Here is a 22,566-nt window from a genome sequence, read left to right as displayed (position 1 = left end):
GCCGACGCCGGCAGTTCCATGCCGCTGCACCGCTCCGTAGCGTCGTTATTACCGACCATGGGGAACGACAAAAGTCAGGGGGACAAGGGAATGAGCGGCAGCATCACTGCAGCGGATGCCAACACCTGCGGTTCGCGAAGCTTTGAGGTGCAGCAGCTGGCCTGGCGCGTCGCGGGCTTTGCGCACGGCCTCGATACGTCGATGCTCGCCTTCCGCCGGGTTCAACTCTCGGAGTGGCAGTCGCCGGCCGGCGAGGCGTACCGCACCGCCATCTCGCTGCAGGCGGCCGCGCTGAGTCGCGCACGGGAGCGGCTGATGGCGGCCTATGACGCTGTCCTCCGCCACTCACAGCAGGTTTCTGTCTCATCCCAGCGGACGCCCGGCGGAGGGTACTGATGGCAGAGGCCACGCCCTCAGGAAGCGGCGGACAGCTACCACCGCTGGAGCCGGCAACGGACGGCAGCATGCGGATCCGCGGCGGAGTCGGAGGAATCAGCTTTCAACTGGAAGAGCTCATGGCGGGTGTGGCTGAACTTGACGGCATGGCTGACGAACTCGCCGCGGTTGAGATCGGGGTCCGGCGGATCTGGGAAGAACTGTGTCCCTACGAGAACGATCCCCGCACAAGCGGCACCGCCGCGCTGATTGCGGTCGGTGAAGGGGGCCAGGCAGTCCGCGCCGTCAGGGAAGAACTCCAACACCTCAGCAGCCAGGTCCGGGCGAGCCGCCGGGACTACGAAACGGCAGAGTCATTGGCCGCCGCGGGGATCCGCATGCCGGACGACGGCTGGGGCTTCCTGCCTGCGCTCTATCTGGACCTGAAGACAACGTTTGTGCCGAGCCGTGACGCTGCCGAGGCGCTCGCGGCGCCTTTGTCACTCGCACTGATGATAGGAATTTCCCCGGCGGAGCTGGCTCGCGCGTTGGCGGCCGAGGTTGCAGCTGGCCGGGGTTTCCTGGCCATTGGCCCGTTGATGCGCAGGCTGGCGGAGGGCACCGTTCCCTTCCTCAAGCCGCGTCCCGTTACGGCCGTCGAGGAACTCACCCGGGATGTGGTGGTGGACACCTCGCCCGCCGGCCTCCTCGCCAGGCTTCGCGAACTTGACGCTGAGGGCCACGGAAAGATCGAGGTGGTGCAAGTGGAGACCGACGGCCGAAAAGCGTATATCGTCATCATCCCCGGCACCCAGCCCGGGGATCCGGCAGGGGGTTCGAACCCGCTGGATGAGGCCGGGATTGCTGAGGCCCTGGGCTATGGCTCGGAATACCTGAATGCTGCCGTGCTGTCGGCGTTGCACCAGGCCGGTGCAGTCAAAGGGGATCAGGTAGTGGCCGTGGGCTACAGCCAGGGCGGGGCACATGCCATGAACCTCAGCAGTGACAAGGCGTTCCTCGCCGAATTCGACCTGAAGTATGTGCTGACGGCCGGTTCACCGGTGGGCGGGATTTCGCCGGCACCGGGAATCACGTCCCTCCACCTCGAACACCGCCAGGATTGGGTTCCCGGCAGTGACGGAACTCCTAACCCGGACACCAAGGAAAGGGTCACCGTTACGCTGACTGACCGGGTGTTCAGGCCGCCGGGTTTTGATCTCAACCTGGGGCCGGGTCACAACATTGGCAACTATGAGGAAGGCGCCAGGGCAGTGTCGGCCAGCGAAAACCCGTCCCTGGTCGCGAACACGGCGGTCCTCGCCGGCGTTGTTGGCGCGGGAGGGGCAGGGACAGCCACCCGCTTTGCGGTCAACCGGGAACCGAAGGCCCCCACGGCGCGCCAGCAGGACAGGCCGCTCCAGGGGGCAGCCAGATGGGTCGGCCGCTAGGCGGGCAGGTGCTGGTGCGCGCCGCGCGCACCTTAGCGCCGGACGCCGGTGATCCTGCCCGCTACGAGGGATACCACCGTGATGATGATGGCCGCCAGCACAGCAGTCCAGAAGAAGGAGTCAATGGTGAAGTGCACGGGGGTGTAGCTGCTCAGCCAGGACGTGAGGAACAGCATGGCGGCGTTGATGACGATCGTGAACAGGCCCAGTGTCAGGATGGTGATCGGCAGGGACAACAGGCTGACGATCGGCCGTACCAGCGCATTGACCAGGCCGAAGATCAGGCCAATGAAAAGGTAGGCAAGAACTACGCCAAGCGGATCCGTTCCCTGCGTGACACCACCTTGGGCAACGGCTTCCGTCGTTGCGGTGGTGGAGATGTCCAGGCCGGGCAGGATCCAGCTCGCAATCCCGAGAGCCAGGCCGTTGATGAGAACCCGCAAGATGAATGAAAACATGGCCCCATGCTTTCATACGGCGCGGGAAAGCGGCAGGACTGGAGAAGTAGGCTAGTTGGCATGACTTCACCAGAGAACCCTGCGGGGGGAATCAGGCCACGTCCGGTCGTGGACAGGCTTCCCCGATATGCCGCGGGCAAGCCCCCGGCCGCCGTCGAGGGCCTTGCCAGCTACAAGCTGTCCTCGAACGAGAACCCGCTTCCGCCCATCCCTGCAGTGCTGCAGGCCATCGCGGACCAGACGGACTTCAATCGCTACCCGGATCCGCTCAGCACCAAGCTCCGGGGGGCGCTCGCGGACTTCCTGCAGGTCCCTTCCGAGGACATTGTCACCGGCGCCGGCAGCCTCGGCGCCCTGAACCAGCTTCTGGTGACCTTCGCCGGGCAGAACGACGACGGCAAAGCCGATGAAGTCATCTACGCCTGGCGGTCCTTTGAGGCCTACCCCATCTGCGTCGGGCTTGCCGGGGCTGAGAGCGTGCGGATCCCGCTGACGCCTGACAGCCGCCACGATCTCGACGCGATGGCAGCAGCCGTCACCGCGCGCACCAAAGTCATCCTGCTGTGCACCCCCAACAATCCCACCGGTCCCATCCTTGAAACGGAAGAAACCGAACGCTTCATCCGCTCGGTCCCGTCGGACGTGGTCATCGTCATCGACGAGGCCTACCAGGAGTTTGTTCGCGCGGAGCACGCCGTGGACGGGATCGAGATGTACCGCAAGTACCCGAATGTGGTGGTCCTGCGGACCTTCTCCAAGGCGCACGGGCTGGCCGGCCTTCGCGTGGGCTATAGCGTCTCCAACCCGGACCTCACCCAGCATCTGCGTGTCGCCGCCACACCTTTCGCCGTATCCCAGATCGCCGAGCGGGCAGCCGTCACTTCCCTGCAAAACTTCAGCCAGGTTGTAGAAAGGGTACAAAGACTGGTGGATGAGCGCGACCGCGTCACGGCCGGGCTGCGCGAGCTCGGCTGGTTTGTGCCGGATGCCCAAGGCAACTTCGTGTGGCTCGATCTGGGAGAAAACAGTGCGGACTTCGCAGCACTGGCGGGAGAACGCGCCTTGTCCGTGCGGGCGTTCGGCAACGAAGGCGTCCGGGTGAGCATCGGCGAGGAGGAAGCGAACACCCGTTTCCTCAAACTCTGTGCAGAGTATACAAAGCCGCCACGGCGTTCCTAGCGCTTAACATAACGACCTCCGTCCGCCTACTGCGGATAAAGTAAGGGACAGTAAGCCAATATATATGCCAGATCAGGAATGTATTCGATGCCCGGCATATATCCCAGCGAGATTGCGACGCATTCAGGTGCGGCAAGCAAGGAGACGGTATGGGCGCCACACATCTGCCCGCTACCGAGTTCGACGGAACCGGGGTAGACGACCAGCTCGAGGCGGAAGCCGAGGCCGCACTGGGTGAACCTCCCACCCGGATGGTCCAGCTCCTGGGCCCGGACGGCACCTTGGGCGAGGACCCGGTCTTCTCCGCCTACGCCAACCGACTCGACGCTGAAAAGCTGCGCGGGTTCTACGCGGACATGGCAGCCATCCGGCGGTTCGACCAGGAGGCAACCGCGCTCCAGCGCCAGGGCCAGCTGGCGCTGTGGGTGCCGCTGACCGGCCAGGAGGCCGCCCAGATCGGGTCGGGACGGGCCAGCCAGCCGCAGGATTACATCTTCCCCACGTACCGTGAACACGGGGTCGCCCTGACCCGCAACGTTGACCTGGCCGAGCTGCTGCGCCAGTTCCGCGGGGTGTCGAATGGCGGCTGGAACCCCAAGGACACCAACTTCCACCTTTACACCCTGGTCCTCGCGGCACAGACTCCGCATGCCGTTGGCTACGCCATGGGCATCCAGCGGGACCAGAAGCTTGCGGCCGCCAACGCCACCCCGGGCCAGCCGCAGGAGCCGAAGGCCGCCGTCATGGTCTACTTCGGCGACGGCGCCAGCTCCGAAGGTGACGTGCACGAGTCCATGGTCTTCGCCTCTTCGTACAACGCGCCGGTGGTCTTTTTCTGCCAGAACAACCATTGGGCCATCTCGGTACCCAGCACCGTGCAAACCCGGGTCCCCCTGGCCGACCGCGCCAAAGGCTACGGTTTCCCCGGCATCCGGGTGGACGGCAATGACGTCATCGCAGTGCATGCCGTCACGGAGTGGGCTTTGGAGCGAGCCCGTGAAGGAAAGAGCCCGGTGCTGATCGAGGCCTTCACGTACCGGGTCGGCGCCCACACCACGGCGGACGATCCCACCAAATACCGCGGCTCCGATGAAGAGGCGCAATGGCGGGCGAAGGACCCCCTCGAACGGCTGGAGAAGTACCTCCGCGCCGAGGGCATGGCTGATGACGCCTTCTTCGCCAAGGTCAAGGCCGACGGCGACGAGCTCGCCGCCTACGTCCGCAAGACGACCCATGACCTCGAAACCCCGGATATCCGGACGGCGTTCGCGAACACCTACGCCGAGGCCCACCCGCTGGTGGCCGAAGAGCTGGCCTGGTTTGAGGAGTACAGCGCGGGCTTCGCTGACGAAGCAAGTACAGACGAGGCAGATACAGACGGGGCAGCCAACCGATGACCACCATGACCATCGCCAAGGCCATCAACGAGGGCCTCCGCGCGACGCTGAACAACAACCCGCGCACGCTGCTCATGGGCGAGGACATCGGCCCGCTCGGCGGCGTCTACCGCGTCACTGACGGGCTGATCGGTGAATTCGGCGCCGACCGCGTCGTGGACACCCCGCTGGCCGAGTCCGGAATCATCGGAACCGCGATCGGACTTGCCCTCAGCGGCTACCTGCCGGTCTGCGAGATCCAGTTCGACGGCTTCGTTTTTCCGGGCTTCAACCAGATCACCACCCAGCTGGCCAAGATGCACGCCCGCAGCAACGGAAACCTCACCGTGCCGGTGGTCATCCGCATCCCGTACGGCGGCGGCATCGGCTCGATTGAACACCACTCGGAGTCCCCGGAAGCGCTGTTCGCCCACACGGCCGGCCTGCGCATCATCACCCCTTCCAACCCGCATGACGCCTACTGGATGATCCAGCAGGCCGTCGACTGCCAGGATCCGGTGATTGTCTTTGAGCCGAAGCGGCGCTACTGGCTCAAGGGTGACGTAGACATTGAGTCGCCCGGCGCTTCGGCGGATCCGTTCACGGCCCACGTGCTGCGTGAAGGCACCGACGCCACCGTGGTCGCTTACGGTCCGCTGGTTCCGGTGGCACTCGCTGCGGCCGGTGCCGCTGCCGAGGACGGCCACAGCGTGGAGGTGATCGACCTGCGGTCCATCTCGCCCATCGACTTCGACACCGTCACCGAGTCCGTCAAGAAGACGGGCCGTCTGGTTGTGGCCCATGAGGCACCAACGTTCGGGGGCATCGGCGGCGAAATCGCGGCCCGCGTGAGCGAGCGTGCGTTCCTGTCCCTCGAAGCACCGGTGATCCGTGTGGGCGGCTTCCACATGCCCTACCCCGTGGCCAAGGTGGAAGAGGACTACCTGCCGGACATCGACCGCATCCTCGAGGCGCTGGACCGCGCCCTTGCCTACTGACAACCGCGTACTGACGACTGCCTGCTGACGACGCCTTCCAAACCGAGGACCCCATGACCGTAAACAAGTTCAACCTCCCCGATGTGGGCGAAGGGCTGACCGAGGCCGAGATCGTTTCGTGGAACGTCAAGCCCGGTGACAGCGTCGCGATCAATGACATCCTGTGCGAAATCGAAACGGCCAAGTCCCTCGTGGAACTGCCTTCCCCGTTTGCGGGGACGGTCACCGAACTGCTCGTTCCCGTGGGGGTTACGGTCGACGTCGGCACTCCGATCATCAGCGTGAGCGACGCCGTGTCCGGCGACCCCACGCCTGCGGACGCGCCGGTTCCGGTGGCCCCCGCCGCTGCGGCTGCACAGCCGCCCGCAGCTCCCGCCGCGGACGCTCCGATGTACGGGAAACTCTCCGGGGACCAGGACGAGCAAGAGAATGGAACGTCAGGCGAGCAGGCTGCACCCGCCTCCGGCAAGGCCGTAGGCCCCCTGGTGGGCTCGGGTCCCAAGGCCGACGCCGTCAAACGCCGCCCGCGCAAGGCGTCGCCGTCCGCGGCGGTGCGGCCGGCGCCGGCCGCAGCTACCCCGGCGCTGGTTGAGCCCGCCCCCCTGGCCGAGCCTGTCGAGACCCAGGGCATCTGGATCAACGCCGGCGCATCTTCCGCCTCCGGCACCCCCGACGCCGCGGCGGTTCCCGAAGAAGGCTCCGGGCGCCCCACCCTCGGCGGCACCATCAGCGGCCTGGTCAACCGGGTCCTGGCCAAGCCTCCGGTGCGCAAGATCGCCCGCGACCTCGGGATCGACCTCGCAGACGTCGTCGCCACCGGTGCTCGTGGCGAAGTCACCCGGGAAGACCTGGTGAGCTACCAGGCCCAGCGCGACGCCGAGGTGGACAAGGCGGACACCTTCTGGGGAAAGTCGGGCCGGCCCCAGGACCAGCGAATCGAGCGGATTCCCGTCAAGGGCGTCCGCAAGGCCACGGCCAAGGCCATGGTGGAGTCCGCGTTCGCCGCCCCGCATGTGAGCATCTTCGTGGACGTCGACGCGAGCCGCACCATGGAGTTCGTCAAGCGGCTCAAGGTGTCGCGTGACTTCGAAGGCATTAAGGTCTCCCCGCTGCTGATCCTGGCCAAGGCCGTGATCTGGGCCGCCGCCCGCAACCCCAGCGTCAACGCCACGTGGGTGGACAGCCCTGACGGCAGCGACACGGCCGAGATCCACGTCAAGCACTTCATGAACCTGGGCATCGCAGCGGCAACCCCGCGAGGCCTGATGGTGCCGAATATCAAGAACGCCCAGGACCTCTCGCTCAAGGAACTGGCCCTGGCACTCAACGACCTGGCCACAACCGCCCGCGCCGGCAAGACGCAGCCCGCGCAGATGCAGGGCGGCACCCTGACGGTCACCAACATCGGCGCCCTGGGCATCGACACCGGCACCCCGATCATCAATCCCGGCGAGGTGGCCATCGTGGCGTTCGGTACCATCAAGCAGAAGCCGTGGGTCCTGGACGGGGAAGTCATTCCGCGGTGGATCACCACCCTGGGCGGTTCATTCGACCACCGTGTGGTGGACGGGGACCTCTCGGCGCGCTTCATGGCCGACGTCGCGGCAATCCTTGAGGAGCCCGCCCTCCTGCTGGATTAGGGGGAACCTGACTGGATGAGGCCGTCCCGGACCGCGACCGCCAAAAAACAAAGGAACCCCGCCGCTGGAATTTCAGCGGCGGGGTTCCTTTGTGCCAGGCGGCCTAGTAGGCGGGGTAGTTCGCGAGCATCTGGGCCAGGGCCGGATCGGACGTCATTCCGCTCAAGGCGACCGCCGCTGCGATCATCGCGCCGGAAAAGCCGGTGACGCAGGCAGTAACCACCGCAAAGAACTTCCAGTCATCGCGCATGACGCTTCGGATGGTCTCCGGAAGATTCAGGCCGGGCGCGATCAGGTTGGGGGCGGTGTCCGTGGAACCGTCGTCGAGGAACGCGATCACCCGGTCATTGGCGCGGTCCACACGCATGGTGCTGATGTGGTTCCCGTGGCGGGCAAGAAGGATGTCGTGGCCTACCAGCTGGCGGCGCTGAAGCGTAAGAATGATGTTCCCCTGAAGTCGTCGGTACTCGGATGTCCGCACCATCGAGCACCTTCCAATTTTATCGTCGCTAACCGCGTGATTCCGCCGAAAAACGGGTGAGGCTGCCCACCAGGGACAGTGACGCCGGTCAAGCCGGTGACGCTGCGTCCTTGACACGCCGAACTAGAGTTGCACCAGCTGCCGCCGTCAATGGCCGCCAGTTGCTGAAGCGGATCAAAGGAGATGTTGCGTGTTCTCGAGCCCCTTTTCGGATGTTGTTATCCCGGACCAAAGCGTCTATGAGTACCTCTTCGGGGGACTCACGGAAGCGGACCTGGACCGGACCGCCGTCGTGGACGGCAGCAGCGGTGCGGAAACCACGTACCGCCAGTTGCTGGAACAGATTGACGCCGTGGCGGGCGCAGTCTCCGCGCAGGGGCTGGGCCCGCACGGGGTTGCCGCGATCCTCTGCCCCAACGTCCCGGCGTTCGCTGCCGTCTTCCACGGACTGCTCCGTGCCGGTGCCACCATCACCACCATCAACTCGCTCTATACCGCCGATGAAATCACGCATCAGCTGCAGGATGCCGCTGCAACGTGGCTGTTCACGGTGTCCGCCCTGCTTCCGGGTGCCGAGCAGGCGGCCGAGCGCGCCGGGATCCCGGCGGACCGGCTGGTGGTGCTCGACGGCGCCCCGGGTCACCCTTCGTTGAAGGACCTGCTCACCGCCGGAGCGCCGGCACCTGCCGTTTCCTTCGACCCGGCCACCCATGTGGCCGTGCTGCCGTACTCCTCCGGTACCACCGGGCGGCCCAAAGGCGTGAAGCTCAGCCACCGAAACCTCGTGGCCAACGTGGAACAGTCCCGCGGGCTTCTGAAGGTGAAGCCTCAGGACCGGCTTCTTGCCCTGCTGCCGTTCTTTCACATCTACGGCCTCACCGTCCTGTTGAACCTCGCGCTGCGGGAGCGGGCCTGCCTGGTCACCATGCCCCGGTTCGACCTCGCCGAGTTCCTGCGCACCATCCAGGATCACAAATGCACCTATCTGTTCATCGCCCCGCCGGTGGCCGTGGCATTGTCCAAACACCCGCTCGTTGCCGAGTACGATCTCAGCTCCGTCCACACCACGCTCTCAGGTGCCGCGCCGCTCGACGGGGAACTCGGCGCCACGCTCGCCGAACGCCTCCGTTGCCGAGTGCTGCAAGGGTACGGGATGACGGAGATGAGTCCGGTGTCGCACCTGATCCCGGTGGATGCCCCGGACGTTCCGGTGAGCTCGGTGGGGTTCACGGTGCCCAACATGGAATGCCGGCTGGTGGACCCCGCCACCGGCGAGGACATCGACATTCCGGCGGAGGGAACCAGCGCCCCGGGCCACCTGCTGTGCCGGGGACCGAATGTCATGCTGGGATACCTCAACCGTCCGGAGGAAACGGCCGACACCCTGGACGCAGACGGTTTCCTGCACACCGGTGACATTGCGACGGTCCGGGCCGACGGTGTGGTGACCATCGTGGACCGGCTGAAGGAACTCATCAAATACAAGGGTTACCAGATCGCCCCGGCCGAACTTGAGGCGCTCCTGCTGTCGCACCCTGGCATCGCGGATGCCGCCGTGATCGGAACACCCGACGCCGACGGCCAGGAAGTGCCGATGGCCTTCGTCGTGCGTCAGTCGGGCGCGGAAGGGGAAACGCTCGACGAAGACGGCGTCATCGACTTCGTCGCCTCCCGGGTGGCACCCTTCAAGAAGATCCGCCGGGTGGAGTTCATCGAGGCCGTGCCCAAGTCCGCTTCCGGGAAGATCCTTCGCAGGATGCTCAAGACGGTCCGGTCAGCCTGAGAAGCGCTAGTCGGCCACGTCGGTCTTGGCGATGTAGACGTCGCACGGTGCGTTGTGCGCCACGCTGTTGGCGACGCTGCCCAGGACCCGGCCGAGCCCCCGCATCCGGCGGTTGCCCACCACGATCATGCGGGCGTCGAAACGTTCGGCTTCCTTGATCAGGGCTTCCGCCGGTTTGCCCCGGGCTGCTGAGTAGGTGACCTTGAGCTCGCCCGTGCTCAGCCGTGCGGCGACGTCTTTGGCCACCTTCTCCGCGTCCCCTGCGTCGGAGACAATCCAGCGGTCGCTGCCGCTGCCGTAGACCTCGGTGCGGTCACTGTCAAAGGCCGTGACCACATGGAGGGTCGCCCCCAGTGACGCGGCCAGGCCCTGCGCTGCTTCCGCGGCCCGCATTGCGGTCTCGCTGCCGTCAACACCGACAACAATAATTCCGGTCATGCTCCTGCTCCTAAGGGATCGGTCAGCCTAATGAAAAATGCCCAGCTGCATGCAGTGATGCTTCAGGCTACAGCGCCGCGACGGCGTCCCGCAGTACCGGCGCGAGCCGCCGCACGCCCTCGGCGATGGTCTCGGGAGGAACGGCACTAAAGGCGAGGCGCAGTTTGTTGGACGGTTCGTCCGAATGCGTGAATGCCGCTCCCGGGATGAACACTACGCCGGCGTCGATCGCCTTGCGCAGCAGCGGGTACGTGTCCACGCCCTCGGGCAGCGTTACCCAGACGAAGAAGCCGCCCTCGGGCCGGGTCCAGCTGAGCCCCTCCGGCATGTACTCTTCCAAGGCGGCGAGCATGGCCTGGCAGCGCTCGGCGTAGAGCCCGCGATAGGTTTCGATCTGCCCCTTCCAGTCGTAGTCACGCAGGTAGGCCGAGACCAGCATCTGGTTCAGCGTCGACGGGCAGAGGGTCACGGCCTCGGACGCCAGGTAATAGCGGCGCTGGAGGTGGGCCGGCACCAGCGCCCAGCCAATCCGCAGCCCCGGGGCGAAGATCTTGGAGAACGAGCCCATGTAAATGACGTCGTCGGGATTGGCCGCCCGCAATGGAGCAAGGGGCTTGCCATCGAAGCGGAGCAGTCCGTAGGGGTTGTCCTCCAGGACCAGGATATTCGCCTTGCGGCATATATCGACGATCTCCTGCCTTCGCTCCACGGCCAGGGTGATGCCCGAGGGGTTGTTGAAGTTGGGGATGGTGTAGAGGAACTTGATGTTCTTCCCGGCAGTCTGCAGGGCGGCGATCCGGGCCTCCAGGAGGTCCGGCACCAGCCCGTGTTCGTCCATCGGAACGGTGGCCACCTCCACCTGGTACGCCTCGAAGGTGTTCAGGGCGCCCACGTAGGTGGGGTCCTCCACCAACACCACGTCCCCTGGGTTGCAGAACACTTTGGTGGCCACGTCCTGGGCCGACTGGGAACCGGCAGTGATCACCACGTTCCGAGGATCCGCGTCGAGGATTCCCTCTGCCGCCATCACCTCGCAGATCTGCGTGCGGAGCTCTTCAGTTCCTTGGCCGTTGCCGTACTGGAGGGCAGTCAGGCCCTGTTCGGCGATGATCTTCGCTGCCGTCTGGCCGAGCCGTTCCAGCGGCAGGGACTGCAGGTAGGGGCTGCCGCCGGCGAGTGACACCAGGCCCGGGCGGAGGGAGATGTCAAAGACATCGCGGACCGCGGACTGCTTGATATTGGCTGCGCGCTCCGAGAAAAGTTCATCGTGGCGGTGGGCGGACGTTGCCGCGCGTTCGATTGCGTCAATGGCTTCGGCCGGCAGGACTTCGGCGGCGGCGGTATCAAGTGTTTCGTGGGTCACATTCACAGGATACAGCCATATGTTGTCAACTAGGCAACGTTTGTTGATAAGAGTTCCGGATCAGTTTCCGGCGCGGTCACGGAATGCTTTACCTTAAGCGGCACAAGGCATGGAATGGACCCATGACATCGCACAGTCGCCCGGGATCCCCTGCCGCCGTCTTCCACGCACTCCACGACGGCGCGACGCCGCTGGTGCTGGTGAATGTCTGGGACGTGGCGTCTGCCCGGCTGGTGGAGGAGGCTGGAGCGGCGGCGCTGGCCACCTCCAGCTCCGCCCTGTCATGGAGCCTCGGCTTTCCGGACGGGAACCATCTTCCGCGCGAACTGGCCATTGCGGCCCTTCGCCGCATCGCTGCCTCCACGGCGCTGCCGGTTACCGCGGACATCGAATCCGGGTATGCACACACAGGGGGCACGTTCGACGACGGAGAGCTGCGGGAAACCATCCGCAGTGTCCTGGCGGCCGGGGCGGTCGGTATCAACTTCGAGGACTCCGGCGATGAGCCGCTGACTGACGTGGGAGAACAAGCGCGCCGCATCGCCGTCGTCCGCCGTGCGGCGGAGGAAGCGGGCGTAGACCTGTTCATCAACGCCCGTACCGACACCTACCTGTCCGGCCGGTTTGCGGACACTGCCTTTACGGAGACCCTTCGCCGTGCGGACGCGTACCTGGCCGCCGGCGCCAACGGAATATTCGTGCCCGGAGTGCAGGACCTGCATGTGCTCCATGACCTGTCCCGGCGGATTGCCGGGCCCCTGAATGCGCTCGCCGGCCTGGGTGCGCCCTCCGTGGGGGAACTGCACGACGCCGGCGTCCGCCGGATCAGCATCGGCGGCAACACCGCGAAGGCTGCGTATGCCACCGTCTCCAGGGTGGCCGAAGACGTGCTCGGAGACGGCAACTGGTCCGAACTGGCCGGTGCCCGCAGCCACGAGGCCATGGACGAACTATTTCGGCGGAACTAACTGCCCGGTCCCGTCCGGCGCGGCCCGGGATGCCGCGGCCTCCGGCTCACCGGAGGTTCAGGACGTCCGCCAGCCGTTGCCCGTCCACGTAGATCTCCGCCCGCGCCGCGCCGACGGCAGACACGGCCGTGTGCGTGAGCTGGGCTTCCAGGCGGGGGAGGTCGCAGGTGCCGCCTGGCCGGATGGTTCCGGTCAGGTTAACCACCACCGTGGTGCCGTCGAAGTAGGCGGAAACGTAATCCAGGGTGGAATTGTGCAGCGAGTTATACAACCCCGCCGGGGAGTCGCCGCTCCCCAGCAGGACACCGAGGGCCGCCCGGAGCGGTTCCTCCGCTGCGGCGGTGCTGTGGAAGACGGCCACCAGGCTGTCGTTGCAGCCGAACCGCACGCCGGTGCTGCCGCCGTCGTCCAGTGCCACGAAGTACACCGGCGTCCCGCCGGCGAGCCCTCTTCGCGGCACCGCCTGGCCTGCCGCGCCGGATTCCTTCGGAGCTGCCAGGCTGCCGGAACCGGAGGTGCCCGGGCCGCCTTGCGCGGGAGCGGCGGGCCCCGTGCCGCCGGTGGTGGATACGGCGGCGGCACCGTCAATGGCCGCGGCGCCGTTGGTGCCTGCCTGGGGCTTGATGCTGCCGCCCGTCATGGGTGTAGCCGCCGGGATTGACGCTGCGATGTCCGGTCCGGAGGCGGCGGCTGCCGGGAGTGTGGCATCCGGGCCGGCGGCTGCCGGAGATGGCGCCGGAAGCGGTTGTGGTTCCGGCCTGCTGCCTGGCCGGACCGCCGTATTATCCGGCGCCGCCACAGGCAGCGAGCACGAGCCGAGCCACAGGGGAAGCAGAAACGCGGCTGCTGCCGCAGAAGCCCGGATCCCAGGCGTGAACATCATGAACGCACCGCACTTCCAGCTCTCGCACGTCCCCGTCTCCACGTTACGGCGGTGCAACTGTGTACGGAATATGTGCGAAGTGACGGTTTTGCGTCAGCTCCATCACGGAATGGTGACGCAAAACGCCCCCGGCGGCAGCCGAGGGCGTCTGGTGCGCTGAATGCTGTGGGTCAGGCAGCTTTGGCGGCTGTTCCGGCGTTGGCCAGGGCGTCGAAGACACCCTTGATCTGCTCTACAACTTCGGCGTCGTCCTTGGGGTGGACTTCGGCGAAGCGGACCATCGAGCCGGGGACTGCCAGCTTGGCATCTTCAAGGACGCGGGCGCCGGCGATGCCGACGGCCTTGCGGGCCTCGTCCTGTGCCCAGACGCCGCCGTACTGGCCGAAGGCGGTGCCCACGACAGCGGTGGGCTTGCCGTTGAGGGCGCCGGCGCCGAACGGGCGGGACAGCCAGTCGATGGCATTCTTGAGCGAAGCGGGCACGGTTCCGTTGTGCTCCGGTGTGACCAGCAGCAGGACGTCTGCGTCGTTGGCTGCGGCCCGCAGGGCGGCGGCTGCAGCCGGAACCTGGCCCTCGACGTCGATGTCCTCGTTGTAGAACGGGATGTTGCCCAGGCTTTCGTGGATGACAACCTCAACCTGCTCGGGCGCGTTCAGCTGGATGGCCTCGGCGAGCTTCTGGTTGGTGGATTCGGCGCGCAGGCTGCCGACCAGCGTAAGTACGGTGCTCTTGGACATGTGAACTCCTAGTTTCCGGCCGCGGGCGGGGTCCGCAGGCTTATTGATCGTGGAGGCTGGTGAGTGCCTTCACTCAAGCTAAACGGACTACAGTCCGGATAATATTCCCCGGGCTAGAATAAATTCTGTGAGCCTCATCCCAATCCGCTCCGGATCGCCCCGGGGCGGGGAAGCGGAACGCAGTGACGCCGCCCGCAACCGGGAACTGCTGCTCAGGGCTGCCCGGGAACTCATTGAAGAGTGCGGGGCGGACGGACTCACCATGGACCGGCTGGCCGAGCGCGCCGGCGTGGGCAAAGGTACTGTCTTCCGGCGGTTTGGCTCCCGGGCGGGCCTCATGATGACGCTGCTCAGCGACTCGGAGGCCGAGTTCCAGGGCCGGTTCATGTTCGGGCCCCCGCCCCTCGGCCCGGGCGCCCCGCCCCTCGACCGGCTTGCGGCGTTCGGTGCTGCGCGGATTGCCTATGTCATGGAGTACGGGGAGCTGGCCCGCGCCGCAGACTCGTCCGCGTACAACCGCTTCGACGTGCCGGCCGCTGTGCTCTGGCACCGGCACATCGAAATGCTCCTGCGGGCGGCCGGAGTGACCGCGGATCCCTGGCTCATGGCAATGTCACTCAGCTCCACCCTGGATCCGGAGCGGCTGCTGTATGCCGTGCGGGTGCATCAGGTGACCCCGGAGCGCCTCGCCGAGTCCTGGCGCGAACTCGTCACCCGCGTGGTGAGCTGTCCCGGCGGCCCCGTCCCGCGGACAGGCAAGACGTCGGACGAAAGTTGACCAGACGCCCGGGATTGCACGGGGCAAATCAATCATCCGGATTTATTCATAACGATCTGATACAGGACGCCCGTGTTTCCGCTTCAGCGCACCATGGAGGCCTCCGCATATGTGGTAGTTTCCTCTGGAATGTGACCCGCAACATAGTCCACAAGGACAAAGCCCCAGGGCTCGCGGACGGCCAGACACCCGCTGGCCATGATCCCGGATCGGCGGCGGAACCCCTGCCGGTTGGGGGATGACGGAAGGATCGACTGCTGTGAATGCTGATATGACACCCGCCCGGAACGACGCCTCCGAAGCGCCGCCGTCACTGCGCGGCGCGGAACTGGCTCCGGCGATCCTGAGCTAGGCAGACGTGTTCCGCTACCTCGCCAAAAGGGCAGCCACCTACCTGCTCATGATCTTCCTGACCACCACGGCGGGGTACTTCCTCGCTGTCAGCACGCTTCAGCCCGCACTGCTGGAACAGGAACGCATTCCGCGGCCGACCCCCGAGCAGGTGACAAACTCCTTCCGCCTTAAGGGCCTTGACCCGACGCTGAGCCCGTGGGAGCGCTATGTTGACTGGCTGACGGCAGTGGTCACGCGCTGGGACTGGGGCCGAAGCCCCAACGGCGCTTTCATCAATGCCGAGTTCGGTGACCGCGTGTGGATTTCCACCCGGCTGTTCCTGGCCTCCATCGTCCTCACCCTGATCATCGGCGTGGCACTGGGCGTGTACACCGCCGCCCGGCAGTACAAGTTTTCCGACCGCGCAATCACCTCCTACAGCTACCTTGTGTACATCGTTCCCGCGCCGATCGCCTACTTCCTGGTCCAGCTCGGTGCCATCAACATCAACGAAACGGTCGGCGAACGGATTCTGTTCGTCACCGGCATCTCCACCCCGGGGCTGGAAGGCAACGGCTGGGTCCAGTTTGTGGACATGCTGGCCCACTACGCCGTGCCCACGTTTGCCATCACCATCGTGGGCTGGGGGACCTACCAGATCGCCCAGCGCCAGTACCTGCTGGACAACGTCAACGCCGACTTTGTCCGGACGGCCCGGGCCAAGGGCCTCACCCGCAACCAGGCCATCACCCGCCATGCCCTTCGGGTCTCGTTCATCCCGGTGGCGCAAAGCATTGCGTTCACCATTCCGGCCATCTTCGCCGGCGGATTTTTTGCCGAGAAGATCTTCGCCTGGCACGGCGTCGGCTCCTGGAGCATCGACGCGATCGCCCTGCAGGACGTGAACGCGGCCACGGCCACCTTGGCCTACGGCTCGGTGATTTTCGCGATCGGAGCCATCCTCGCGGACTTCGCCACCACCCTTGTCGACCCGAGAGTGCGGGTGCAGTAGCCATGACCAACCTGAACGCGATAGATCCCGCCGCCGTCGCCGAGGAAGCAAGGATCGAGAACGACGACGTCGTAATCGCCAAATCCGCGATCATCCTGCGGCGTTTCCTCCGCAACAAGACCGCCGTGGCCGGCTTGCTGATCTTCCTCGCCCTGACGCTGTTTTCCTTCGTGGGCGGCTATTTCACCCCGTGGGACAAGGAAACCATCGACCCCTTCAACATTGGCATGCCGCCGTCTGCCGATCACCTGCTGGGCACATCCCAGGCCGGCATCGACCTTTACGCCCTCACGGTGGAAGGCACCCGGATCTCCATTTTCATCGGCCTGGTGGTCGGACTGGTGTCGGTACTGATCGCTGCTGTGTACGGCTGCACCATGGCCTACTTCGGCGGCAAGGTGGACAAGGTCATGCTGTTCATCCTCGAAGCGCTGATCATGATGCCGGCCCTGCTGGTGGTCGCCGTGGCCACCAGCGGCGGCGGCAACGGCCTGCAGGAAAACCTTCCCAGCTGGCTGTTGCTGATCATCGTCCTGCTCGTCTTCAGCTGGATGGGTACCGCGCGCCTCATCCGTTCCCTCTCGATGTCGCTGATGCAGCGGGACTTCGTCAAGGCCGCCCAGTACATGGGCATCCCCGCCCGTCGGATCGTCTGGCGGCACCTGGTGCCCAACATCGGATCCCTGCTGGTCCTGGACATCACCCGCGGCGTGACCGGAGCCATCCTGGCTGAGGTCGCCTTCTCCTTCATCGGCATCGGCATCAAGGTCCCCGATGTCAGCCTGGGCGTGCTGATAGGCCAAGCCACGTCGCAGGTGTCCACCTTTCCCTGGATGTTCTGGGTTCCGCTGGTGGTGATGTTCCTGCTGACGGGTTCGCTGGCCATGATGAATGACGGGCTGCGCGATGCGTTCGATCCCAGCTCAAGCTCCGTGGGCAGCGCCAAAAAGGGCAGCGCCAAAAAGGGAAGGGCCCGGACGGGCAATACACCCAAGACCACAGCAAAGAAGAGCAAATGAGCAGCGAAACCACCGCCAGCACGGAAACGACTGCGGAACGACTGCACGTCGCAGGGCTGCACGCGCCGGGTGATGGCCCCGCGGATGCCGTCCTGTCCGTCCGGGACCTCAACGTCCGGTTCAACTCGGAGAACGGCGTTGTCCACGCGGTCCGCGGCGTGGACTTCGACCTCCTGCCGGGCAAGACCCTGGGCATCGTGGGGGAGTCCGGTTCAGGTAAATCCGTGACCTCCCTGGCCATCATGGGCCTGCTCCCCGCGACGGCCGAGGTCACCGGCTCGGTGCGGTTGAACGGCAAGGAACTGCTGGGCCTCAGTGACAAGGCCATGTGCGGGTACCGCGGTAACGACATCGCCATGGTCTTCCAGGACCCGCTCTCTTCCCTGACGCCCGTGTACACGGTAGGCCACCAGATCATCGAGGCGCTGACGGTCCACCACCCCAAGATGAGCAAACAGGCCAAGGAGGCCCGCGCTGTCGAACTCCTTCGCATGGTGGGCATTCCCAGCCCGAAGGACCGCCTGAAGGCGTTTCCGCACGAATTTTCCGGCGGCATGCGCCAGCGCGTGATGATCGCCATCGCGATTGCCAACAACCCGCGGGTGCTCATCGCGGATGAGCCGACGACGGCGCTGGACGTCACCATCCAGGCGCAGGTCCTGGAGGTGCTCCACACCGCGCAGGAAGAGACCGGAGCCGCCGTCGTGATGATCACGCACGACCTCGGCGTGGTGGCCGGCATGGCGGACGACATTATGGTGATGTACGCGGGAAAGCCGGTGGAGACCGGCAGCGTGGACGACATCTACTACAGCCCGCGGATGCCCTACACCATGGGCCTGCTGGGCGCAGTGCCCCGCGTGGACGTCGCGGAAAAGTCCTCGCTGGTGCCCATCGAGGGCATTCCGCCCAACCTGATCCACACCCCCACCGGGTGTTCCTTCGCGCCCCGGTGCCCCCTGGCGAGTGACGCCTGCCTGCAGGGCGAACCGGAACTGTGGCCGGTCAGCGGACCGCGGGCAGCCGGGAACGGCCCCGCCGGCAGCGGTGCCCACAAGGCGGCCTGCATTAAGACGGACTCCCTTGGCGCGGAAGTGGATGTCCACGAGATTTTCCAGGCCCCGGCCGTTCCGGTCTCCCGCTTCGATGCCGTTCCGCGGCAGGAGCGCAGGACAGTCCTGGAACTGCGGGACGTCCGGAAGCACTTCCCGCTGTTGAAGGGCTCGCTCATCAAACGTCGGATCGGCACGGTGAAGGCCGTGGACGGGCTAAGCTTCGATATCCGCGAAGGCGAGTGCTTCTCAATCGTGGGCGAGTCCGGCTGCGGGAAGACCACCACCCTGCTGGAAATCATGGAGTTCCACAAGGATCAGGACGGCGAGGTGACCATCGGCGGGCTGAGCAACAAGGCGGCGTCCGATGCCCGTACCAAGGCTGCCATGCGCAAGGAACTCCAGATGGTGTTCCAGGACCCCACCGGTGCACTCGACCCGCGCTTCACGGTCTTTGAAGTCCTGTCCGAGCCGCTCGAGAATGCCGGCCTGGCCAAGCCCGCGATCCGGAAACGCATCATGGAACTGATGGAGCTGGTTGGCCTCCAGCCGGATCACGTCAACCGCTTCCCCAACCAGTTCTCCGGCGGCCAGCGGCAGCGCATCGGCATTGCCCGCGCGCTCGCGGTCAACCCCAAGCTGGTGGTCCTCGACGAGCCCGTGTCAGCGCTGGACGTGTCCGTGCAGGCGGGCGTCATCAACCTGCTGGACAAGCTACGCGCAGAACTCGGCCTGAGCTACCTCATGGTGGCGCACGACCTCTCCGTGGTGCGCCACATCTCCAACCGCGTGGCCGTGATGTACCTGGGCAAGATCGTGGAAATCGGGAACGTGGACAGTGTCTTCGACAACCCGCGCCACCCCTACACCCGGGCACTCCTGTCCGCGATCCCGGTGCCGGACCCGCAGCTGGAACGGACCCGCGAACGCATCATCCTGCAGGGGGACCTCCCCTCGCCGCTGGATGCGCCGAAGGGCTGCAACTTCGCCACCCGCTGCCCGGTGTTTGCGGCGCTTACTGCCGTGAAGCAGGAAAAATGCCTCACGCTCGAGCCGCCCCTGGAAGCTGTCGCCCCGCCGCGATCGGCCCCGGCGCCGGCCCATGACGCCGGCCGGCCGGCGACGGACCAGCAGTTCGCCTGCTTCTTCCCGGACGGCGAACTCGACGCGGACATGCTTGTTGTCCACGAAGGCCCATGACTTGCCCGAATCCCCCAAAGCACCAACTCTCGCACCAAAAAAATGAAGGGAAAAACATGAAGAATCTGACCAAGATTGGCGGGGTGGCCGCCGTAACGGCTGCACTTGCGCTCACAGGCTGCGGCGGAGGCGGGACCTCCTCCGGCCCCGAGGCAGGCAAAGGCCAGGAAGCCGGCAGCGACCTCGCCAAGCTGATCAGCATCAACGCCAAGGATGCCAAGGACCTTGAACCGGGCGGCACCGTGACGCTTCCGCTGGGCAACATCGGTCCGGACTTCAACGGCTTTTCCAACAACGGCAACAGTGCGGACAACACCGCGCTGCACCGCCCCATCGATGGTGCGGGAACCTGGGGCTGCTGGAACTTCGACTTCGACGGCACGGCCACGCCGAACAAGGACTTCTGCGAAGACGTCAAGAGCGAGGTCAAAGACGGCAAGCAGACCATCACCATCAAGGTGAACGAGAAAGCCACCTACAACGACGGCACGCCGATCGACGTCAAGGCCTTCCAGAACACCTGGAACATGCTCAAGGGTGAAAACAAGGACATCGACATCGTCAGCTCCGGCGCGTACGAGTTCGTTGACTCCGTGAAGGCCGGTTCCAGCGACAAGGAAGTTGTGGTCACCACCACCCAGCCGGTATTCCCCCTGGATGCCCTTTTCACGGGCCTGATCCACCCGGCCGTGAATACGCCGGAAATCTTCAACACCGGCTTTACCGGCGACATGCACCCGGAATGGATGGCCGGCCCCTTCAAGCTGGACCAGTACGACAGCGCCGCCAAGACCGTGACCCTGGCGCAGAACGACAAGTGGTGGGGCACCAAGCCGGTGCTGGACAAGGTGGTGTTCCGCCAGCTGGAGACCAGCGCCCAGATTGCAGCGTTCAAGAACGGTGAAATCGATGGCGTCTCCGCCAACACCATCGCGCTGTACAAGCAGCTCGACGGCACCAAGGATTCAGAGGTCCGCCGCGGCCAGCGGCTGTTCGCGGGCGGCCTGAACCTCAACGCCCAGAAGGCTCCGATGACCGACGTCGCCATCCGCAAGGCGATCTTCACCGCCGTGGACCGCGAAGCGCTGCGCAAGGTCCGCTTCAACGGCCTGAACTGGGAAGAGACCAGCTCCGGCTCCATGATGCTGCTGCCGTTCTCCAAGTACTACCAGGACAACTACCCGGCCACGGAATCCGGTGCCGAAGCAGCCAAGAAGGTACTGACCGATGCCGGCTACAAGCCCAATGCAGCTGGCATCATGGAGAAGGACGGCGTCCCGGCCGCCTTCAAGATCAGCAACTTCGGCGACGACCCCACCACCCTGGCGTTCGTGCAGACCCTGCAGAAGCAGCTCCAGGCCGGCGGCATGGACGTAGGGATCGACCAGCGCGCCTCCGCCGACTTCGGCAAGGTTCTGGGAAGCCGCGACTTCTTCCTGAGCGTCTCCGGCTACACCGTCGGCGCTGACGCGACGGACGCGGTCAAGCAGTTCTACGACTCCAAGACCAACGAGAACGGCTTGGGCGACGCGGAGCTGGACGCCGAGATCAAGGCCCTCAGCAGCATCGAGGACAACGCCGAGCGCAACAAGGCGGCCATGGAGGTTGAAAGGAAGCACATGGCCAAGTACTTCTCCATGGGTGTTGTGATGAACGGACCGCAGATCTCGTTCGTCCGCACGGGCCTGGCAAACTACGGCCCGTCCCTGTTCAAGAGCCTGTCCCAGGTTCCGGACTGGACCAGCCTCGGCTGGGAAAAGAAGTAACAACAGCAACGCTGCGCTAACGCCAGGGCCGGCATCTTCGTGATCTCTTCACACGGGGGTGCCGGCCTTCGCCGTCCCCGTAACTCCTCTCCGGGGGTAGCGTTGGTTCCATGACCACAGCAGCAACTCCGGGCACCGGCCAGGGCAAGCCCGCGATCCGGACGGCGGTGGCCGGCTTCGGGTTGTCCGGCCGGGTGTTCCACGCCCCCCTGATCGCCGCCAATCAGGCCTACTCCCTGGACGTCATTGCAACGTCCGACGCCGGGAGGCAGTCCGACGCGTCCGGCAGCTATCCTGCCGCGCGCCTGGTAAACACTCCTGACGACATCCTGGCGCTGGCTGGCGACCTGGACCTGCTGGTCCTGGGGACGCCGCCGGCCACGCACTACCCGCTGGCGAAAGCCGCGCTGGAGGCGGGGCTCGACGTCGTGGTTGACAAGCCTTTTGCGGTGCGAAGCGCCGAAGGGCAGGAACTTCTGGAGCTTGCCGCGCGGCTGGGCCGGGTGCTGACTGTCTTCCAGAACCGCCGCTGGGACGGCGACTACCTCACGGTGAAGGGTTTGCTGGAAAGCAGCGTGCTGGGCGACGTGACCAGGTTCGAGTCCCGCTTTGAGCGCTGGTCCCCGGAAGTCTCCAAGGCATGGAAAGCGGACGCCACGGCGGACGACGGCGGCGGTGTGCTTTTCGACCTCGGGACGCACCTTATCGACCAGGCCATCCAGCTGTTCGGGCCCGCCACCGTCGCTCATGCGGAACTTAGGGCCCGGAGGCCAGGAGAAAAGACCGACGACGATGTCTTCCTGGCCCTGCAGCATGGGTCCGGAGTGGTCAGCCACCTCTGGCTGAACATGCTTTGCGCCCAGCAGGGACCCCGCTACCGGCTGCTGGGCTCGACGGGCGGCTTCACCAAGCACGGCATCGATCCGCAGGAACCGTATATCGTGGCCGGCGGCAGCCCGCTGGACCCCGAGTACGGCGTCGAGGACAAGGACTGGGCCGGCCTGCTGGGGCGCGACGGCCACCTGGACCGCCTGCCCACCGAGCGGGGAGCGTACCCGGAGTTCTACCGGATCCTCGCGGACAAGATCAACGACGGCGGCACCGCCTCGCCGCTGCCCCTGCCGGTAGACCCGGCAGGCCCGGTAGAAGTCCTCAAATTAATCGAAAAAGCACGGGAACTGGCGCTGCACAGAGCTTAACCAAAACTGCGCTGAACGACAGACATCCGGCAGCGTGCGTCAAAGCGACGAAGGAGCAGCACGCCGAGGATGTGTGTCGT

Annotated in this window: 20 protein-coding genes; 14 read left to right on the top strand and 6 right to left on the bottom strand. The window is 65.6% G+C overall.

Annotation, left to right across the window (positions count from 1 at the left end; genetic code table 11):
• Positions 1–90 precede the first annotated feature (90 nt).
• Both ACSQ12_RS21080 and ACSQ12_RS21075 read left to right on the top strand, forming a co-directional pair.
• On the top strand, positions 91–396 hold the full coding sequence (locus ACSQ12_RS21080; RefSeq protein ID WP_436066790.1) for a hypothetical protein: 306 nt from the start codon (positions 91–93) through the stop codon (positions 394–396).
• A complete protein-coding gene (locus ACSQ12_RS21075; protein WP_436066789.1) occupies positions 396–1,823 on the top strand; it encodes a hypothetical protein in 1,428 nt (475 codons plus the stop codon). Before ACSQ12_RS21080 ends, ACSQ12_RS21075 begins: the two co-directional genes overlap by 1 nt.
• A 32-nt stretch (positions 1,824–1,855) precedes the next feature.
• Here the strand turns inward: ACSQ12_RS21075 and ACSQ12_RS21070 are convergent, their stop codons facing one another.
• Positions 1,856–2,281, bottom strand: coding sequence for a phage holin family protein (locus ACSQ12_RS21070; RefSeq protein ID WP_209741911.1), 426 nt, complete (start codon positions 2,279–2,281; stop codon positions 1,856–1,858).
• A 60-nt stretch (positions 2,282–2,341) separates the two neighbouring features.
• Between ACSQ12_RS21070 and ACSQ12_RS21065 the strand changes: the two genes are divergently transcribed.
• The 4 genes from ACSQ12_RS21065 (at position 2,342) to ACSQ12_RS21050 (ending at position 7,474) form a co-directional block, all read left to right on the top strand.
• The gene (locus ACSQ12_RS21065) at positions 2,342–3,460 is read left to right on the top strand and encodes a histidinol-phosphate transaminase (protein ID WP_436066788.1); all 1,119 of its coding nucleotides are present in this window, start codon (positions 2,342–2,344) and stop codon (positions 3,458–3,460) included.
• A 149-nt stretch (positions 3,461–3,609) separates the two neighbouring features.
• Complete coding sequence (gene pdhA, locus ACSQ12_RS21060; RefSeq protein WP_436066787.1) at positions 3,610–4,857, top strand: pyruvate dehydrogenase (acetyl-transferring) E1 component subunit alpha; 1,248 nt, start codon at positions 3,610–3,612, stop codon at positions 4,855–4,857.
• The gene (locus tag ACSQ12_RS21055) at positions 4,854–5,834 is read left to right on the top strand and encodes an alpha-ketoacid dehydrogenase subunit beta (RefSeq protein ID WP_436066786.1); all 981 of its coding nucleotides are present in this window, start codon (positions 4,854–4,856) and stop codon (positions 5,832–5,834) included. The genes pdhA and ACSQ12_RS21055 overlap by 4 nt, the downstream gene beginning before the upstream one ends.
• 53 nt (positions 5,835–5,887) lie before the next feature.
• Positions 5,888–7,474: a dihydrolipoamide acetyltransferase family protein gene (locus tag ACSQ12_RS21050; protein ID WP_436066785.1), complete on the top strand. Its 1,587-nt coding sequence runs from the start codon at positions 5,888–5,890 to the stop codon at positions 7,472–7,474.
• Between the two features lie 103 nt (positions 7,475–7,577).
• On the opposite strand, the gene ACSQ12_RS21045 is transcribed toward ACSQ12_RS21050, so the two are convergent.
• Positions 7,578–7,958, bottom strand: coding sequence for a hypothetical protein (locus tag ACSQ12_RS21045; RefSeq protein WP_245198915.1), 381 nt, complete (start codon positions 7,956–7,958; stop codon positions 7,578–7,580).
• A gap of 187 nt (positions 7,959–8,145) precedes the next feature.
• Between ACSQ12_RS21045 and ACSQ12_RS21040 the strand changes: the two genes are divergently transcribed.
• Complete coding sequence (locus ACSQ12_RS21040; protein WP_436066784.1) at positions 8,146–9,738, top strand: AMP-binding protein; 1,593 nt, start codon at positions 8,146–8,148, stop codon at positions 9,736–9,738.
• Positions 9,739–9,744: 6 nt separating this feature from the next.
• Here ACSQ12_RS21040 and ACSQ12_RS21035 read toward each other — a convergent pair whose 3' ends face one another.
• Together ACSQ12_RS21035 and ACSQ12_RS21030 are read right to left on the bottom strand one after the other, a co-directional pair.
• Positions 9,745–10,176, bottom strand: coding sequence for a universal stress protein (locus ACSQ12_RS21035; RefSeq protein ID WP_436066783.1), 432 nt, complete (start codon positions 10,174–10,176; stop codon positions 9,745–9,747).
• A 67-nt stretch (positions 10,177–10,243) separates the two neighbouring features.
• Positions 10,244–11,539 (bottom strand): PLP-dependent aminotransferase family protein, encoded by a 1,296-nt coding sequence (locus tag ACSQ12_RS21030; protein WP_436066782.1) that lies wholly within the window; start codon positions 11,537–11,539, stop codon positions 10,244–10,246.
• A 122-nt stretch (positions 11,540–11,661) separates the two neighbouring features.
• Between ACSQ12_RS21030 and ACSQ12_RS21025 the strand changes: the two genes are divergently transcribed.
• A complete protein-coding gene (locus ACSQ12_RS21025) occupies positions 11,662–12,507 on the top strand; it encodes an isocitrate lyase/PEP mutase family protein (RefSeq protein ID WP_436066781.1) in 846 nt (281 codons plus the stop codon).
• Between the two features lie 46 nt (positions 12,508–12,553).
• Here the strand turns inward: ACSQ12_RS21025 and ACSQ12_RS21020 are convergent, their stop codons facing one another.
• Together ACSQ12_RS21020 and ACSQ12_RS21015 are read right to left on the bottom strand one after the other, a co-directional pair.
• Positions 12,554–13,147, bottom strand: coding sequence for a GerMN domain-containing protein (locus ACSQ12_RS21020; protein ID WP_436066780.1), 594 nt, complete (start codon positions 13,145–13,147; stop codon positions 12,554–12,556).
• A gap of 413 nt (positions 13,148–13,560) precedes the next feature.
• Entirely contained in the window at positions 13,561–14,127 is a 567-nt protein-coding gene (locus tag ACSQ12_RS21015; protein WP_209741921.1) for an NAD(P)H-dependent oxidoreductase, read from the bottom strand.
• Between the two features lie 127 nt (positions 14,128–14,254).
• Between ACSQ12_RS21015 and ACSQ12_RS21010 the strand changes: the two genes are divergently transcribed.
• From ACSQ12_RS21010 to ACSQ12_RS20985, 6 genes are all read left to right on the top strand, one after another.
• The gene (locus ACSQ12_RS21010; RefSeq protein WP_436066779.1) at positions 14,255–14,905 is read left to right on the top strand and encodes a TetR/AcrR family transcriptional regulator; all 651 of its coding nucleotides are present in this window, start codon (positions 14,255–14,257) and stop codon (positions 14,903–14,905) included.
• A 358-nt stretch (positions 14,906–15,263) separates the two neighbouring features.
• Complete coding sequence (locus tag ACSQ12_RS21005) at positions 15,264–16,250, top strand: ABC transporter permease (RefSeq protein ID WP_209741923.1); 987 nt, start codon at positions 15,264–15,266, stop codon at positions 16,248–16,250.
• A gap of 2 nt (positions 16,251–16,252) precedes the next feature.
• Positions 16,253–17,269: an ABC transporter permease gene (locus tag ACSQ12_RS21000; RefSeq protein ID WP_436066778.1), complete on the top strand. Its 1,017-nt coding sequence runs from the start codon at positions 16,253–16,255 to the stop codon at positions 17,267–17,269.
• Entirely contained in the window at positions 17,266–19,521 is a 2,256-nt protein-coding gene (locus ACSQ12_RS20995; protein ID WP_436066777.1) for a dipeptide ABC transporter ATP-binding protein, read from the top strand. The genes ACSQ12_RS21000 and ACSQ12_RS20995 overlap by 4 nt, the downstream gene beginning before the upstream one ends.
• Positions 19,522–19,577: 56 nt before the next feature.
• Entirely contained in the window at positions 19,578–21,287 is a 1,710-nt protein-coding gene (locus tag ACSQ12_RS20990) for an ABC transporter family substrate-binding protein (protein ID WP_436066776.1), read from the top strand.
• A gap of 110 nt (positions 21,288–21,397) precedes the next feature.
• Positions 21,398–22,486, top strand: coding sequence for a Gfo/Idh/MocA family protein (locus tag ACSQ12_RS20985; RefSeq protein WP_436066775.1), 1,089 nt, complete (start codon positions 21,398–21,400; stop codon positions 22,484–22,486).
• The last annotated feature ends 80 nt before the right edge of the window (positions 22,487–22,566 follow it).

It is taken from the genome of Arthrobacter sp. LjRoot14 (genome assembly GCF_964253905.1).
GTDB lineage: Bacteria > Actinomycetota > Actinomycetes > Actinomycetales > Micrococcaceae > Arthrobacter.
The sequence above is the reverse complement of the archived record's forward strand: the minus strand, read 5'-3'. Positions and strand labels throughout refer to the sequence as shown.